Annotated in this window: 17 protein-coding genes; 11 read left to right on the top strand and 6 right to left on the bottom strand. The window is 32.6% G+C overall.

Features of this window, described 5'->3' with window-relative positions; translation table 11 throughout:
* Positions 1 to 16 precede the first annotated feature (16 nt).
* Together ACFS5M_RS11000 and ACFS5M_RS11005 are read right to left on the bottom strand one after the other, a co-directional pair.
* A complete protein-coding gene (locus tag ACFS5M_RS11000) occupies positions 17 to 433 on the bottom strand; it encodes a hypothetical protein (protein ID WP_183488602.1) in 417 nt (138 codons plus the stop codon).
* A 176-nt stretch (positions 434 to 609) separates the two neighbouring features.
* Positions 610 to 1,278: a YceI family protein gene (locus ACFS5M_RS11005; protein ID WP_183488600.1), complete on the bottom strand. Its 669-nt coding sequence runs from the start codon at positions 1,276 to 1,278 to the stop codon at positions 610 to 612.
* Positions 1,279 to 1,440: 162 nt separating this feature from the next.
* On the opposite strand from ACFS5M_RS11005, the gene ACFS5M_RS11010 reads away from it, so the two are divergent.
* The 7 genes from ACFS5M_RS11010 to ACFS5M_RS11040 all read left to right on the top strand — a co-directional run bounded on the left by ACFS5M_RS11010 (position 1,441) and on the right by ACFS5M_RS11040 (position 8,404).
* Positions 1,441 to 1,968 (top strand): nucleotide exchange factor GrpE, encoded by a 528-nt coding sequence (locus tag ACFS5M_RS11010; protein WP_183488598.1) that lies wholly within the window; start codon positions 1,441 to 1,443, stop codon positions 1,966 to 1,968.
* Position 1,969: 1 nt separating this feature from the next.
* A complete protein-coding gene (dnaJ, locus tag ACFS5M_RS11015) occupies positions 1,970 to 3,097 on the top strand; it encodes a molecular chaperone DnaJ (protein WP_183488596.1) in 1,128 nt (375 codons plus the stop codon).
* A gap of 326 nt (positions 3,098 to 3,423) precedes the next feature.
* On the top strand, positions 3,424 to 4,350 hold the full coding sequence (locus ACFS5M_RS11020) for an ABC transporter ATP-binding protein (RefSeq protein WP_183488594.1): 927 nt from the start codon (positions 3,424 to 3,426) through the stop codon (positions 4,348 to 4,350).
* A 2-nt stretch (positions 4,351 to 4,352) separates the two neighbouring features.
* The gene (locus ACFS5M_RS11025; protein ID WP_183488592.1) at positions 4,353 to 5,663 is read left to right on the top strand and encodes an ABC transporter permease; all 1,311 of its coding nucleotides are present in this window, start codon (positions 4,353 to 4,355) and stop codon (positions 5,661 to 5,663) included.
* 1 nt (position 5,664) lies between these two features.
* Positions 5,665 to 6,489: a mechanosensitive ion channel family protein gene (locus tag ACFS5M_RS11030; protein WP_183488590.1), complete on the top strand. Its 825-nt coding sequence runs from the start codon at positions 5,665 to 5,667 to the stop codon at positions 6,487 to 6,489.
* 11 nt (positions 6,490 to 6,500) lie between these two features.
* Positions 6,501 to 7,664, top strand: a complete 1,164-nt coding sequence (locus tag ACFS5M_RS11035; protein WP_183488588.1) for a sigma-54-dependent transcriptional regulator — start codon at positions 6,501 to 6,503, stop codon at positions 7,662 to 7,664.
* Positions 7,661 to 8,404 (top strand): hypothetical protein, encoded by a 744-nt coding sequence (locus tag ACFS5M_RS11040; protein WP_183488586.1) that lies wholly within the window; start codon positions 7,661 to 7,663, stop codon positions 8,402 to 8,404. Before ACFS5M_RS11035 ends, ACFS5M_RS11040 begins: the two co-directional genes overlap by 4 nt.
* Here the strand turns inward: ACFS5M_RS11040 and ACFS5M_RS11045 are convergent.
* A complete protein-coding gene (locus ACFS5M_RS11045) occupies positions 8,393 to 8,893 on the bottom strand; it encodes a flavodoxin family protein (RefSeq protein WP_183488584.1) in 501 nt (166 codons plus the stop codon). The genes ACFS5M_RS11040 and ACFS5M_RS11045 overlap by 12 nt on opposite strands.
* Positions 8,894 to 9,068: 175 nt before the next feature.
* On the opposite strand from ACFS5M_RS11045, the gene ACFS5M_RS11050 reads away from it, so the two are divergent.
* The 4 genes from ACFS5M_RS11050 to ACFS5M_RS11065 all read left to right on the top strand — a co-directional run bounded on the left by ACFS5M_RS11050 (position 9,069) and on the right by ACFS5M_RS11065 (position 12,479).
* Positions 9,069 to 9,899, top strand: a complete 831-nt coding sequence (locus tag ACFS5M_RS11050) for a PPK2 family polyphosphate kinase (RefSeq protein ID WP_379898921.1) — start codon at positions 9,069 to 9,071, stop codon at positions 9,897 to 9,899.
* 220 nt (positions 9,900 to 10,119) lie between these two features.
* Positions 10,120 to 11,523 (top strand): M20/M25/M40 family metallo-hydrolase, encoded by a 1,404-nt coding sequence (locus tag ACFS5M_RS11055; RefSeq protein ID WP_183488580.1) that lies wholly within the window; start codon positions 10,120 to 10,122, stop codon positions 11,521 to 11,523.
* 6 nt (positions 11,524 to 11,529) lie between these two features.
* Positions 11,530 to 12,102, top strand: a complete 573-nt coding sequence (locus tag ACFS5M_RS11060; protein ID WP_183488578.1) for a hypothetical protein — start codon at positions 11,530 to 11,532, stop codon at positions 12,100 to 12,102.
* Positions 12,099 to 12,479 carry a glyoxalase superfamily protein gene (locus ACFS5M_RS11065; protein ID WP_379898854.1) on the top strand — a complete coding sequence of 127 codons (381 nt, stop codon included), beginning with the start codon at positions 12,099 to 12,101 and terminating at the stop codon, positions 12,477 to 12,479. The genes ACFS5M_RS11060 and ACFS5M_RS11065 overlap by 4 nt, the downstream gene beginning before the upstream one ends.
* Here ACFS5M_RS11065 and ACFS5M_RS11070 read toward each other — a convergent pair.
* From ACFS5M_RS11070 to ACFS5M_RS11080, 3 genes are read right to left on the bottom strand one after another with little or no spacing between them, the layout of a single operon-like run.
* Positions 12,476 to 13,504 carry a hypothetical protein gene (locus ACFS5M_RS11070; protein ID WP_183488576.1) on the bottom strand — a complete coding sequence of 343 codons (1,029 nt, stop codon included), beginning with the start codon at positions 13,502 to 13,504 and terminating at the stop codon, positions 12,476 to 12,478. The two genes, ACFS5M_RS11065 and ACFS5M_RS11070, sit on opposite strands and share 4 nt — an antisense overlap.
* Positions 13,505 to 13,529: 25 nt before the next feature.
* The gene (locus tag ACFS5M_RS11075; RefSeq protein ID WP_183488574.1) at positions 13,530 to 14,930 is read right to left on the bottom strand and encodes a vWA domain-containing protein; all 1,401 of its coding nucleotides are present in this window, start codon (positions 14,928 to 14,930) and stop codon (positions 13,530 to 13,532) included.
* A gap of 33 nt (positions 14,931 to 14,963) precedes the next feature.
* Complete coding sequence (locus ACFS5M_RS11080) at positions 14,964 to 16,151, bottom strand: DUF1624 domain-containing protein (RefSeq protein WP_183488572.1); 1,188 nt, start codon at positions 16,149 to 16,151, stop codon at positions 14,964 to 14,966.
* Positions 16,152 to 16,158 lie beyond the last annotated feature (7 nt).

Consider the following 16,158-nt stretch of genomic DNA (forward strand, 5'->3'; position numbering starts at 1 on the left):
TTTTATAAAAGGATATTTAATTATTCTTTTGGCAATTTGAATAATAAAAATCATACATCGCAGGAATAGAGTCATAAAAAGTAGCTTTTCCTTTAAAATTTAAAATATAGTTGCAGCTACCTTCTTTTTCAAACATTTTTTGAAACGCAAAAATTAAAATAGATTTATCTACTTTTAGTTTATCTAAGGCTGTTATTATATTCCAATAATGTATTGCAGTATAGTTTTTTACATCATTATTTAATTCGTTCTTAACTTCTGAAATCACAAATTTTGCAAAACTAAAATGATCATCTGAAACACCTTCTTTTTGAATAGGCTGATAGGTAAAGAAATCAGTTTCAAAGTGTGTAAAACTTAAAGTTGAAGGCGCTTGACAATAGCAAGTTGTAAGCGTGATAAAGAAAAATAAAAACTTAATAAGCGGTTTCATTTTTAAGCGCAGAGATTTTAGGTTTTAATGCAATTGTAAATTATGATTTAAGATTATAAGGATGATTATAAAGGCTTCAATATATTGATAATTAATATTTTAATCAAATTAGTAGAGCAAAAAAAAGCCTTACTTCAATAAGTAAGGCTTTTCATCTAATTTAAATTATTTAGGTATTAATTTTTTCTACCTTTAATAGCAATTTTTAGCTCGATTTCATCATTAATAAACTTGTCGCCAAGATTATCAAAAACAGACTTTGAGCCATAATTGATTTCCCATTTCGTTCTATCAATTGTAAAGGCATCACTATCAATCATAACCATATCGCCTTCTGTTGTAATTTGAGCAGGAAAAGTAATATTGTTTTTAATGTCTTTAAGCGTTAAATTTCCTGAAAGTAGTACTCTGCCGTCTTTGTCTGGTTGAGTTCCAGTAACTTCAAAAGCAGCAGTTGGAAATTTCGCCACATTAAAAAATTCACCTTCTTCTCCTTCAGCACTACCTTTTAAATGAGCTTCTAATTTCGCTTTCATTTCACCATTTAAATCCTCGCAAACAATAGAGTTCATGTCAATTAAAAAAGTACCACTCTTTAAATCACCATTTTCCATATGGAAAACACCATTATCAATATTTATTGATCCAGAATGTGTTCCAGTTGGTTTAAATCCTTTCCATGCAATTACAGATTCAGACACCTTAACATTGTATTTTTGCATTGAACTTTCAGACACAGCTGCAGCTTCCGCTTCACTTGTATCTGCTTCTTTTGCTTTTTTACAACCAACAACTGCAATGCATAAGGTAACAACAGTAAAAATATTTAAAACTTGTTTTTTCATAATAATTTATTTGTTTTAGTATTTAAGTTGTAAAAATAAGAAATAGTTAATGTGTTTAGACAAAAAAAACATAAAAAAAAAGGAGTGACATTTTGACATTTTCATAATAATGGCAGTACTTTTGCCATCTGTAAAAAGTATTTATAAAATCTAGATACAAAAATGAGCAAAAAAAATAAAAAAGAAGAAGTGATAGAAGAGACTGTAGAGCAGCAAGAAGTTGACATACAGGTCCTTTCAGAGGAAGAGAAATTGCAAGAAGAAATCAAATTAGAAAAAGATAAATTTTTACGTCTATTTGCTGAATTTGAGAACTACAAAAAAAGAACGACTAAAGAGCGTATAGAATTGTTTAAAACCGCTAGTCAAGACGTCATGGTGTCATTATTACCAGTTCTTGATGATTTTGAACGCGCTTTAAGTCATATTGAAGATGATAAAGAAGCTGAAGATTTACGTAAAGGCGTGTTACTTATATACCAAAAGCTTCTTTCTACTCTAGAGCAAAAAGGGCTTTCGGTAGTTAAAGTTGCTCAAGGCGATTTATTTAATGCCGATGATCATGAAGCTATAACTCAAATTCCTGCGCCTAACGAGGATTTAAAAGGAAAAGTAATTGATGTGGTAGAAAAAGGATACAAATTAGGAGAAAAAGTGATTCGCTTTCCAAAAGTGGTAATAGGACAATAATATGGCAAAAAGAGATTATTACGAAATATTAGGCATAAGCAAAAGTGCTACAGCGACTGAAATAAAAAAGGCTTATAGAAAAATGGCTTTAAAGTATCATCCAGATAAAAATCCTGATGATAAAGAAGCTGAAGCAAAATTTAAAGAAGCTGCAGAAGCTTATGAAGTTTTAAGTAATGCTGATAAAAAGTCGCGATACGATCAGTTTGGTCATCAAGCTTTTGATGGTGCTGGAGGTTTTGGTGGTGGAAATATGAATATGGATGACATCTTTAGCCAGTTTGGAGATATTTTTGGAGGTGCTTTTGGAGGAGGCGGTTTTTCTGGCTTTGGAGGAGGCGGAGGCTTTAGTGGTCAACGTCGTGTTAAAGGAAGTAATTTGCGTATTCGAGTTAAATTGACTCTTGAAGAAATTGCTAATGGTGTTGAAAAGAAAATAAAAGTCAAACGTAAAGTACAAGCCAAAGGCACAACATACAAAACTTGTTCAACATGTAATGGCTCTGGTCAAGTAACGCGTGTTACCAATACTATTTTAGGTAGAATGCAAACAGCATCAGCCTGTACTACCTGTGGTGGAGCTGGACAAACAATCGATAAGAAACCTGCAGACGCTGACGCTCAAGGTTTAATCATAAAAGAAGAAACAGTTTCAATAAAAATTCCAGCAGGTGTTGTAGATGGTATGCAATTAAAAGTATCTGGAAAAGGGAATGGAGCTCCAGGAAATGGTATTTCTGGTGATTTGTTGGTTGCCATCGAAGAAGAAAACCATCCAACATTACAACGTGAAGGCGATAATTTGCATTATGACATGTATATAAGTCTTTCTGATGCAGTCTTAGGAACCTCTAAAGAAATTGATACAGTAACAGGAAAAGTGCGTATAAAAGTAGAAGCAGGTGTTCAGTCTGGTAAAATTTTACGCTTACGCGGAAAAGGAATTCCAAGCATTAATGGTTATGGAAAAGGAGATTTATTGGTTCATGTTAATGTATGGACACCAAAAACACTAAGTAAACAGCAAAAAGAATTTTTTGAATCGATGCGTGAAGATGAACATTTTTCTCCAAAACCAGAAAGTTCAGATAAATCTTTTTTTGAAAAAGTTAAAGACATGTTTTCATAAAGATGTTTAAGTTTAATGAGATGTTTTGTTTTTAATCAAGTTTATTTTTTTGAAAGAAGACAACAATTTCCTTTCATTTAACATTTATTTAGCAAAAAACAGTATATTTGATTTATCACTAATTTATTTTAGTGGTAATTTTTCTTTTTCATAGCAATTTTTTCCCATCCTTTAACTTAATAGTCAAAGGGTGGGTTTTGTTTTTTTATTGAATTTATTTTGCTTCTTTTTAGCTATACCAGAATCATTTAAATTAAAGTTAATAGAACTTTATCTCCTCTAACATTTTTCTATCTTTACAATTCATATATATTAAATAGCATTTTATGAATAACCTCTTAGAAGCACATGCAGTTTCTAAAAATTTCGGAGATTTTACTGCACTAAATAATGTTTCTATTTCTGTCCCTAAAGGAAGTATTTTTGGATTGCTTGGACCAAACGGTGCAGGAAAAACAACCCTTATTCGTGTCATTAATCAAATTACTATGCCTGATGCAGGACATGTTATTTTAGATGGTGAACCATTGCAAGCACACCATATAAAGGATATTGGCTATTTGCCTGAAGAACGTGGTTTGTATAAGTCTATGAAAGTAGGAGAGCAAGCATTATACTTAGCACAATTAAAAGGATTAAGTAAAACAGAAGCAAAAAAACGATTAAAATATTGGTTTGAGCGTTTAGAAATAGGCGATTGGTGGAATAAAAAAATACAGGAACTTTCTAAAGGAATGGCTCAAAAAATACAGTTTGTCGTAACCGTTTTACACGAACCTAAGCTGTTGATTTTTGACGAACCTTTTTCAGGCTTTGATCCTATAAATGCCAATTTAATTAAAGATGAAATTTTAAGGCTTAAAAATGAAGGTGCTACAGTTATTTTTTCAACACATCGAATGGAGTCTGTTGAGGAGTTATGCGATCATATCGCACTTTTGCATCAATCAAATAAAATATTAGATGGTAAGCTTACCGACATCAAAAGACAATATAAAACGAACACTTTTGAAGTTGGAATTAAAGCTTCCGATAAAAGAACGCTTACAGAAGTTATATCTCAAAAATTTAATACGTCACTTACGCATTTTAAATCTTTAGATGATGATTTAAAACTTAATATAAAACTTTCAGAAAATGAAACACCAAACGACTTGTTGAGCTATTTAACAACCAAGGGTGAAGTTTCACATTTTGTGGAGTTAGTTCCAAGTGCTAACGATATTTTTATTCAAGCCGTAAAGAATAACTAATTATGAATCATTTACCACTTATTATAAAAAGAGAGTATTTAACTAAAGTTAAAAACAAATCGTTCATCATCATGACCATTCTAAGTCCTATCATTATGATAGCACTTATAGCAATTGTAGCTTATTTATCTCAATTAAATAATGATAAAACGAGAACTGTATCTATCTTAGATGAAACAGGATTAATTAAGTCTATTTTTCAGAACACAGAAAATACGAGTTATAGTATTTTAGAGAATGTAAATATAGACGATGCTAAAATTATAGTTGAAGAAACTGAAACCTACGGAATACTTCATATTCCAAAATATGAATCTATTGATGAAACCGTAAAACACATTAAGTTTTATTCTAAAGAAACACCTTCATTGTCCTTAATGACAGGTTTAGAAAGTAAATTAGAAAAAGAGTTTAGAAACTTAAAGTTACAACAGGAAGGCATTGATCTTGAAAAATTAAAAGCGTCTGAGACAAATGTTAATATCGCTCAAGAAAGCTTTATTGGCGAGAAAACCTCTAAGGTTGATAGTGTGGTTAAACTTATTTTTGGTGGTGCTGCTGGGTATTTGTTATTTATGTTTATCATTATCTATGGTAATATGATTATGCGAAGTGTAATTGAAGAAAAAACCAGTCGCATTATAGAGGTTATAATTTCTTCGGTTAAACCAATGCAATTAATGCTTGGCAAAATTATAGGCACTTCTTTAGCAGGAATCACACAATTTGTAATTTGGATGATTCTAGGTGGTGTATTTATGACTTTAGCTTCTGCTATACTTGGGATAGATATTTTACAACAAACACCACAGCAAGAAGTAATGCAACAAGCTATGGAAAATCCAGAAGTAAGCACCGAAATTCAAAATGTATTGTCGGCATTTTATAATTTACCAATAGCGAATTTGATATTTGCATTTATCTTATTTTTTATCGCTGGCTATTTATTATATAGTTCACTTTATGCAGCTATTGGAGCAGCTGTAGATAATGAGACAGATACACAACAGTTTATGTTGCCTATTTTAATGCCTTTAATTTTAGCAGTATATATTGGTATCTTTACTGTTGTAGAAGATCCTCATGGAACTGTTTCAACAGTATTTTCATTTATTCCATTTACATCTCCAGTCGTGATGTTAATGCGAATTCCATTTGGTGTACCTTTATGGCAACAAGGCCTTTCGTTTTTATTATTAGTTGGTACCTTTGTATTAACCGTTTGGTTTGCAGCAAAAATATATAGAGTTGGAATTTTAATGTACGGCAAAAAACCTAGTTATAAAGAACTAATGAAATGGATTAAATATTAGCATGAAAGAAATTAAAAACATATTAGCCAAATCTTTTAGTATCACTAAAGAGGTTGAGATTAGTGTTCAAGACATTTTAATCTTGCTTATTGTTTTACTAATAGCCACGCTATTGTTAAGGTTTATTAGAAAATTAATTACTAGAAAATTGCCAAAAGAAGATAAGCTTAAATTTAAAGCTGTTTTCTCTTATGCTACTTGGCTAAGTTATGTGATTATTGTTTTAATTACATTTCATGCTGTAGGTGTTAATGTGACTGGTATTTTTGCTGCTTCTGCAGCATTGTTAATTGGAATTGGTTTAGCATTACAAACGCTATTTCAAGATATTATTTCTGGAATTTTTATTTTAATAGACCAATCTGTTCATGTTGGTGATATTATTGAATTAGATGGAAAAGTAGGACGTGTTGAAGAAATAAAATTACGCACAACTAGAGCCACTACAGCAGATAATAAAGTTGTCGTTATACCTAATCATTTATACTTAACAAATAGCTTATATAATTGGACGCAAAACGGAACAACCACAAGAGAAAATGTTGAGGTAGGAGTAGCTTATGGTAGTGATGTGCAATTAGTAAAAAAATTGCTTTTACAAGCAGCCGAAAAGCATGAGCAGATATTAAAATATCCTGCTCCCACAGTGCTATTTACTAATTTTGGAGATAGTGCATTAAGCTTTAAAATAGTTTTTACTTTAAACGATAGTTTTAACACACGTTTTATTCAAAGCGACTTGCGTTTTGAAATTGACAAATTATTTAGAGAACACAACATAACAATACCATTCCCACAAAGAGATATTCATATTATTCAGAAATAATTAATTAAACTATGCCGAAAATATTAGTAATAGAAGACGAAGCTGCAATTAGAAGAGTGCTTATTAAAATACTCACTGAAGAAAACGATAAATACGAGGTCGATGAAGCTGAAGATGGTTTAGTTGGTATTGAAAAAATCAAAAAAGAGGATTATGACTTAGTTCTTTGTGATATTAAAATGCCAAAAATGGATGGTGTCGAAGTCTTAGAAGCAGTTAAAAAAATTAAACCTGAAATACCAATGGTTATGATTTCTGGTCATGGTGATTTAGATACTGCTGTAAATACCATGCGTTTAGGGGCTTTTGATTATATCTCTAAACCGCCAGATTTAAATCGTTTGTTAAATACAGTACGTATTGCTTTAGATAGAAAAGAGCTTGTTGTTGAAAACAAAATGCTCAAAAGGAAAGTCAGCAAGAATTATGAAATGATCGGTAAAAGTAGCGCCATCTCTCATATTAAAGAAATTATCGAAAAAGTAGCACAAACCGATGCACGAGTTTTAATTACAGGTCCTAACGGAACGGGAAAAGAATTAGTTGCGCATTGGTTGCACCAAAAAAGTGAACGCTCTAAAGGCGCTATGATAGAGGTTAACTGTGCAGCAATTCCTAGCGAACTCATAGAAAGTGAACTTTTCGGACATGTTAAAGGGGCTTTTACAAGTGCTAATAAAGATCGTGCTGGTAAATTTGAAGCCGCTAATGGCGGAACAATTTTTTTAGACGAAATTGGAGACATGAGTTTATCTGCTCAAGCTAAAGTATTACGTGCATTACAAGAAAATAGAATACAAAGAGTAGGTAGCGATAAAGACATTAAAGTCGATGTTCGTGTCGTTGCTGCAACAAATAAAAATTTAAAAAAGGAAATTGAAGAAGGTCGATTTCGTGAAGATTTATACCATAGACTTGCCGTAATTTTAATTAAAGTGCCTGCTTTAAACGATAGACGTGATGATATTCCTTTACTAATAGAATACTTCACGCAAAAGATTGCTGATGAGCATGGTACAGCTAAAAAGAATTTTTCTAATAAAGCGATAAAACTGCTACAAGAATATGATTGGACAGGTAATATTCGAGAACTTCGAAATGTGGTAGAACGTTTAATTATTCTTGGAAATCAAGAAGTGAACGAAAAAGACGTAAAATTATTTGCGAGCAAATGATAAAGTTTTTTCGTAAAATAAGACAAGGTTTACTTTCTGAACATAAATTCAGTAAGTATTTATTATATGCTTTTGGCGAAATTATACTTGTTGTCGTTGGAATTTTAATTGCACTTCAACTTAATTTAAAAAGTGAGAACAATAAACTTGATGCAGAACGACAAAACTATTACCATCAACTTTTAGACGATTTAAATAAAGATAAGGTATATATAGAAGAAACAATTGCTACACTAGACTCCTTTCGCTCAGATTATAACAAGTATAAAGAAACGTTTAAAGCCCCTAATATAAATCCAAATCAGGTATTAGAAAACGTCTTTCAATTAGAGGTTGCATCTAAACTCATTGAGTTTAATTATAGTACGATAGAAACATTAGAGAATACAGGAGATATTAAACTATTAGCGCCTCATATTCGTAATAAAATTGCTAATTTAAAACGAGAGCAAGATCTAATCATGAAAATTTCATTTTCAAATGATTCCAATAAAAATACTATTTTAGAACAAGCTTCATTATTAGTTGGTAGTTCAACACTTACTGAACGGCTTAATAATCAGCCAGATCTTACTGAATTTCTGAAGTCAGAATATAACTACCCAAAGCTCTTTTTAGTCATGGAAGCCATGCACGAATGGAAAAAAGCGTCTGAAGATAAAACAATAAAAAGCCTTAGCGAGTTGCTTTTAGCTAATAATGAACTTACAGAGCTTATTACTAAAGAGTTAGAAGATTAAGAAATTATCAATTTTAGCTTTAACATGTTTAGGAATACGGTCATTTTCAACCCAAGTATGAACGTCGCCTAAATAATTCATACCTAAATAGCTGGCAGATTCTACAAAAGGCATATTAAATCCTTTTACTAAATCATCACTATTGCTTGTACTTATCATGGCCATATTTTTTCCACGTAATTGTCGGCCTAAATCTTTATGTATTCTAATTAAATCAGAAATCCTATCAAAAAACGCTTTCATTATACCACTCATCGTATACCAATATACTGGAGTTGCAAAAATAATAGTATCGTAGTTCGCAATGATTTCAGTCATTAAGCCAATAAAATCATCATTTGCATTTTTGTATTCATAGTCGTAGTGACCAATAGTTTTTGTGTTTAAATCAATCACATCAAAATTATTCTTTGTTGCGATATAATTTACAATTTTACTAGTATCACCATCGCTTCTAGAGCTTCCTTGTATTATAACTGTTTTCATCATAAGTTGACTTTAAGCATACTAAATAATAGCTTTCTTCAGAATAAAAAAACAATTCCTCATAGATACTAGTAATGCTAATACAGAAAATATTGATATCTTTAAAAATGTAATTCTAAAGACTTATAAATTGAAAACTATAGACATCACCGACTTCAAAATCATTTCTAAAATAGATATATCTAAACAACCCACAAACTATAGCTTAGATGCAGATGAAGATGCAGTAAAAGACGAACTAAAAAAAGTAAGACGTAAACTCGGAGAACTCCAAGATACACTTTATGCACATGGTAAATACGCTGTATTAGTTTGTCTTCAAGGTATGGATACCGCTGGAAAAGATAGCTTGATTCGCGAAGTTTTTAAAGATTTTAACGCCAGAGGTGTTGTGGTGCACAGCTTCAAAGTCCCAACCGAATTAGAACTCAAACACGATTATATTTGGAGACATTATATAGCGCTTCCAGCACGCGGAAAATTTGGCGTGTTTAACAGAACTCATTACGAAAATGTATTAGTAACTCGAGTCCATCCAGGCTATATTTTAGGAGAAAATATTCCTTCAGTAAATCGTATTGAAGATATAAACGATGCCTTTTGGGATGCGCGTTTCCAACAAATAAATAATTTTGAAAAACACATTGCAGATAACGGAACTATTATTTTTAAGTTTTTTTTAAACCTATCTAAAGACGAACAAAAAAACAGATTGTTAAGGCGTTTAGACAAAAAAGAAAAGAACTGGAAATTCTCTCCAGGCGACTTAAAAGAGCGCAAACTTTGGGGTAAGTATCAAGCGTGCTACGAAGATGCGATTAATAGAACTTCTAAACCTCATGCGCCTTGGTTTAATATTCCTGCAGATGATAAACCTACAGCGCGTTATATTGTGGCGAAAATTATGCTCGATACACTAAAACAATATTCAGATATCAAAGAGCCAGAACTTGATGATGAGGTCAAGGCTAATATTCAATTGTATAAACAACAACTTAATAACGAATAGTTTTTGGGCGTTTTTTTGCTAAACAAAAACCACGCTTTCCATTATATCTTTTCTTTTTGTCTCGTTGAGCGCAGTCGAAACGTCTCAACAAAAAGAAAAGGATGCCATTGCAATCGTTAACGCGAGCTAGAACCACTAAAAAAGTGTTAAGGTTTTTTTTGTACTTGTTGAAACTTTCAAGAAGTACTATCTTTAAGCTTCAACTTCATAAATAATTCAGATGAAAAGAATTCTTCTACTTACACTAGCTTTAAGCTCGATGCTTAGTTTTTCACAAACCGATGAGGAAACTATTAGAGAAATATACACTCAATCCTTAACAAATGGTAAAAGCTACGAATGGTTAGATTATTTGTCTAATCAAATTGGCGGACGACTTTCTGGATCTTTAAATGCAGAACTTGCGGTACAATGGGGAAAAGAAGAGCTAGAAAAATTAGGACTTGATAAAGTTTGGCTGCAACCAGTTATGGTGCCAAAATGGGTTCGAGGTACAAAAGAATACGCTTACATCGAGTCTTCAAAAAAACAAACTACAAATGTTAATATTTGCGCTTTAGGTGGTTCAGTTGCAACAAATCCTTTGGGTTTAAAAGCAAAAGTTGTAGAGGTTCATAACTTTGAAGACCTCGAAAAACTTGGCGAAGCTCAAATAAAAGGAAAAATAGTATTCTATAACCGACCAATGCAAGCAGACCTAATAAGTACGTTTAATGCTTATGGAGGTTGTGTTAATCAACGTTATCAAGGCGCAGTCGAAGCTGCTAAATATGGCGCTGTAGGTGTTATCGTGCGCTCCATGAACTTGCGTTTAGATGATTTACCACACACAGGAAGCATGACTTACGACGATCTACCTGTAGAGAAACGAATTCCTTCAGCAGCAATAAGCACAAATGATGCTGAATTGTTAAGTGCATCATTAAAGCTAGATAGCGATTTAGAGTTTTATTTTAAACAGAGCTGCACGCAATATAAAGATGTGCTATCTCATAATGTTATAGGAGAAATTACAGGAAGCGAATTTCCTAATGAATATTTCGTTGTTGGTGGTCATTTAGATTCATGGGATTTAGGTGATGGCTCTCATGATGATGGAGCAGGTATTGTGCAGTCCATGGACGTATTGCGCTTGCTTAAAGAATCAGGAATTCAACCAAAACGCAGTATTCGTGTCGTGTTATTTATGAATGAAGAAAACGGATTAAGAGGCGGAACTAAATACGCAGAGGAAGCCAAACGAAAAGGTGAAAACCATGTGTTTGCACTAGAAAGTGATGCTGGCGGATTTACACCTCGTGGCTTTAGCTTCGACTGTAGTGAGGCTAATTTTAATCAAGTCTTAAGCTGGAAACCGTTATTTAAACCTTATCTTATACATTATTTTGAAAAAGGAGGCAGTGGCGCAGATGTTAGTCCTTTAAAAAGTGATAGTAATGTATTAGCAGGATTGCGTCCAGATTCACAACGCTATTTCGATCATCATCATGCTGCTAATGACACTTTTGATGCTGTAAATAAACGTGAATTAGAATTAGGAGCAGCTACCATGACAGCTTTAGTGTATTTGTTTGATAAGTATGGAACCAATCCATTACCAGAACAATCACAGATAAAAAATTAAGTATTAATGAAAGTCACTCTGTTCATCTTTACAATGTTTATGTCTTCAATACTATTTTCACAAAATGAAGGCGACAAAATTCCTTATTATGAAATTCCAGACTATTCTGAAAGTTATACTGCTGGCACAGTCGCAGCTCGACAAATTGATGGTTTAGGGTTTCGGTTTTATTGGGCTTCCGAAGGCTTAACCGAAAAAGATTTGGCTTTCAAGCCTAATGATTCTGTTAGAACGACAGGAGAGACTATAGACCATATTTACGATTTGTCAAAAATCATTGTTAATGCAACGCTTAAAAAGCCAAACAGTAGAGGTGAAGAAGACCATTTGACTATAGAAGCTAAACGTAAACAAACTCTCATTAACTTAAAGAGAGCAGCAGATATTTTAAGAGTAAGTGAAGATCTTTCTCAGTTTAAAATTATTTTTGGAGAACGAGAAATCCCGTTTTGGAATAACATTAATGGTCCAATTGCCGACGCCATTTGGCACTCTGGACAAATAGCCTCATTTAGGCGTACGACTGGAAATCCTATTAATCCAAATATTAGCCATTTTAATGGTACAGTAAAAAAATGATGAACAAAGGACATTTACATCAAATACATCCTATACTTCCCGTTCAAGATGTCGTCGAAGCTTTAAAGTACTACGTTAATAAATTAGGGTTTTCAATCGCTTTTGCAGATGATTCTAAGAATCCAACTTACGCAGGAATTCGACGTGATGATGTTGAAATTCACTTACAAAGGCATGATGTTTCAGAATGGGAAAGTGGTTTCAATGCCGCAATGCTTCGTATTGTGACTCAGAATATAGATGATTTATTTGAAGAATATAAGGCACAAGAAGTCTTTCATAAAAACACATCACTTAAGGAAACAGCATGGCAAACACGAGAGTTTGCATTTTACGATTTGTACAAGAATGGACTAACCTTTTATACAGATATTTAACTTAAAAGTGAGTAACGCACCAATAAGCCATTAGTATCTTGCCATTTAATCCAACCCTTGCCTACAGAATTGAAACTGTCATCTTGTAGCTCAACAAACATCCAATCTTTTTTTATTCGTAAAGGCTTCATAAAGCTATAAGTCGTCGTAACAGTTCCAGCATGGTCTAAAGGTTTTACGTAAATGGTTTCATGTTCAGGATTAGGAAATTCAACACTGTGCACATGCAATAAAAACTCTGGCCAATATTGAAGGTGTCCAGAATATTTACTTACAAAAGCAGTTTGTTGATTGGTTTCGTTTACTGTGACTTCAATAAAATCTTGAGTGATTGATTGCGCTTTAAATAAGAGGATGCCATAATCTAATTTTAAATGTTTAGGAACTAACCATGGTGGCGCAGTCTGAATTACAATATCACCATATTGTGATTTCTTAAAAGTGATACTGTCTGTTGGAGTATGTTCTTGAATAGACTTTTCAAAATTTGGAGCACTATAAAAATACATGGTAGATTGTTTGTCCAAATTTGGAGCATACATGCCTAAACCCAATGCTTTTTCTTGAAATCGATAATCCTTTTTTGTCAGCATTGCCATTTGTTTTTCAATACTATTTTCTGATGCATCTGAATTGTCATTTTCAATAGGTTCTGCTTCTTGAACAGGTTGCGTTGGTTTAGGTGATTGAAGTTGCTCATTCTCGAATTGCTGTTCCTCTAGCTTATCTTGTTGTCTTTTTTGATGTTTGATGTAGAAATAACCCCACAATCCAATAATGAGCAAACTTGAGATAATATTGAGTTTTATGATTGTTTTTCGATTTAAGTTATAACTCGTAAAAATCGAGATACAAAAACCAATTCCTGCTCCCATAACGCCATAACCGAGAACGATTGCACCTCCAGCTAACATTTGTCCCTTCCCAGCATCAACTAATCCAGCATATAAAATGCCGATAAAAAAGAAGAGAATTAGACTTAAAAAATGTAAGAGTAAACTATAAGGTTTAAATATGTTTTTCATGTGATTAATTTTAAAGTTAATGCTATTACCATTCAAACATTTTAGTAAATGCCTCTTTCTCAACTACTGTTATTTCAAACCATTTTATGGTGTCTGTACCTTGTTTTCTGCCTCTTAATTTAACGGCGTATTTTCCGGGGTTTAAAATAAACTCTCTCGGATTAGAACTAGAAGTCGTATAGCTTCGACCTCCAGCTATAAAGATCGTTTTATCTAGAGAATAAATGTTAACAACAACATCAACCAACTTGCCATTTTCTTGAACCCCTAATTTAGCAATTCCCGTTTTAAAATTATGGGTGGCATCAATGGTTTTTCCAGATTCTACAAGAACGTCTTCAATAGTATATTTAGTCTCTAATCCATTCATGCGTAAAGCAACAATTTCTATATCGTAAGTACCAGGATTGACTTCCACAACCTGTGGTCTGCCATAGGTTCTGCTATGGCCTACAGCTTTGCCATCTTGAGATTTAACAGTGCTTGTACAATCCCAACCTTCATTATTGTTTAAGGTAATAATGTTTATTTTTCCACCATCGAAGGAAATGGTTTCATGCTTAATCTCATCTTTTTTAATATCTAAAGTAATAGATGTCCCTTTTATTTTAGAATTTTCAAGAGGCACAATATCGATGTCATATTTTCCTGGAGGAAGGTAAATCCATGCGGAATCTCTATAAGTTCTGCTACCATCAATAACGTCATTTGTACCTGCTTTTTTTGCTTTAATCCAAGCATCAACGGGTTCGCCATTTTTTGTAGTGTATATGGATACGTTTCCTTGATTTGTGTCAATGGTTTGTGACGTCGCTTCAGAAAGCCCTTCAGCTAATCCTGAAGCGTCGGAAGCATCATAATAGTTGCCTTCTCCAGCTTGAGCAGCACATTTGAGTTGCTCTGTTTCGCCTTCCTTTAAACCAAACCCAACAATGTGTAATTTAAAATCGATGCCTTCAGATTTTGCGTTTGCTACCACATCACAAATATTACCATCACAGGATTCTATACCGTCGGTTATTAATATTATTGTGGCTTTCGTTTTAGACTGCTTGAGCTTCGCAATTGCTTGTGCTGCAGAATAAGCTAAAGGCGTTTTTCCTAAAGGATTAATATCTTTAATAGCTGTGTTTATATTTGCCTTTGATTGGTTGTTAATATCAACTAAAAATTCAACATCTTTACAATCGCCTTTTTGTCTATGTCCATAGGCAATTAAACCAACATGTTGTTGATTGGGTAGTTCATTGACTGTTGAAAAAAGCACTTCAGAAGCAATCTCTTTTTTAGTTTTATCACCAATTTTCCCCCACATGGAGCCACTAGCATCATAAATAAAGAGTATTGGTGAGGGACTTTTTTCGTCTTGGGCATGTATTTTAAATAGTAGGCTAAACAGGCAAAGGATTAGAATGAAATGTTTCATAATAATTAGATTATATTTAGATTAATTGTTTCTTTATAAATAACTCAACCACCATTTATCTTTATTATTGAGTTTGTATTTCATATACATTTTACAAAATGGGTAGAGTACAATAATTACTAAAAGCCAGACAGCATAAGTTACCCACAAATCAAAGCCTTTATCTGCTAGATATCCACTTAAAAATCTTGAAGGTGTTAAAATCAATTCTTTCCAACTTTCGCCTAAAAGTACTAAGCCTATCAGACCAAAAATATGAATAAGAAATAAATGTAAAATGTAATAAAAAAAAGGAACACGTCCAATAGTTACTAAAATCTTAGTAAGCGTATTTTCTATAGTTTCAATACAATAAAGGAATAATATCGCAGGACCTAGAGTCATTAAAGTAAAAACTAGAGAAGGTGGGTATTTCGTAACATTCAGAAATGATAAGAAGGTAAAGGTTGTATTTTTTTGAGTACTCCAAGGTGTTAAATCACCATAAACATTTATATATCTTAAGATTATAAATAATGCGATTGAACTAAACCCTAAAAGGAGAAGCCATTTTTTGCGTTCGATTGCATTAAAATCTTTTTGGTAAAAATGACCAAAACAATACCCTAAAATCATGATTCCTAACCAGGGTAAAATTGGGTAAGCAATAAAAAATAAACTTTCACCATTATTAAAGACAAGAAAATTTTCTTGATGTATAAAATACCATAATACAGATAAAACATCGTTGCCTTGCATGGTTATGCTATCTAATGCGTTATGTCCGAATACGATAATTAATCCAATAAATAATAATAGTTTTTTGTGAAGATAAATAAGTGCCGCTAATAGAATCATACACACACCAATAGCCCAAATCACCTGAAAAATATGTAAACCTAAATTGAAATCGAAAGTCCAAGCAAAATTAACAACAATCAATTCAATAAAAATAAGCCAAAGCCCACGAGTAAATAAGAATTTTGCTAAATCCTTTTTTGATGTTTTCTTAGAACCATATAAAAAAGCTGAGGTTCCAGCTAGAAAAACAAAAACTGGAGCACAAAAATGTGTAATCCATCTGGTAAAAAATAATAAAGGCGTTGTCGTTTCTATAGCTGTAGGATCAAGAAATAAATAGCCATAATTAGTATAATCTCTAACATGATCTAAGGCCATGATTATCATCACTAAACCTCGTAATATGTCAATGGATTGAATTCGATTGGTTTTTGCTTTCATTTGTTTT

The sequence above is a fragment of the Lacinutrix iliipiscaria genome, from assembly GCF_042686125.1.
GTDB classification, from domain to species: domain Bacteria; phylum Bacteroidota; class Bacteroidia; order Flavobacteriales; family Flavobacteriaceae; genus Oceanihabitans; species Oceanihabitans iliipiscarium.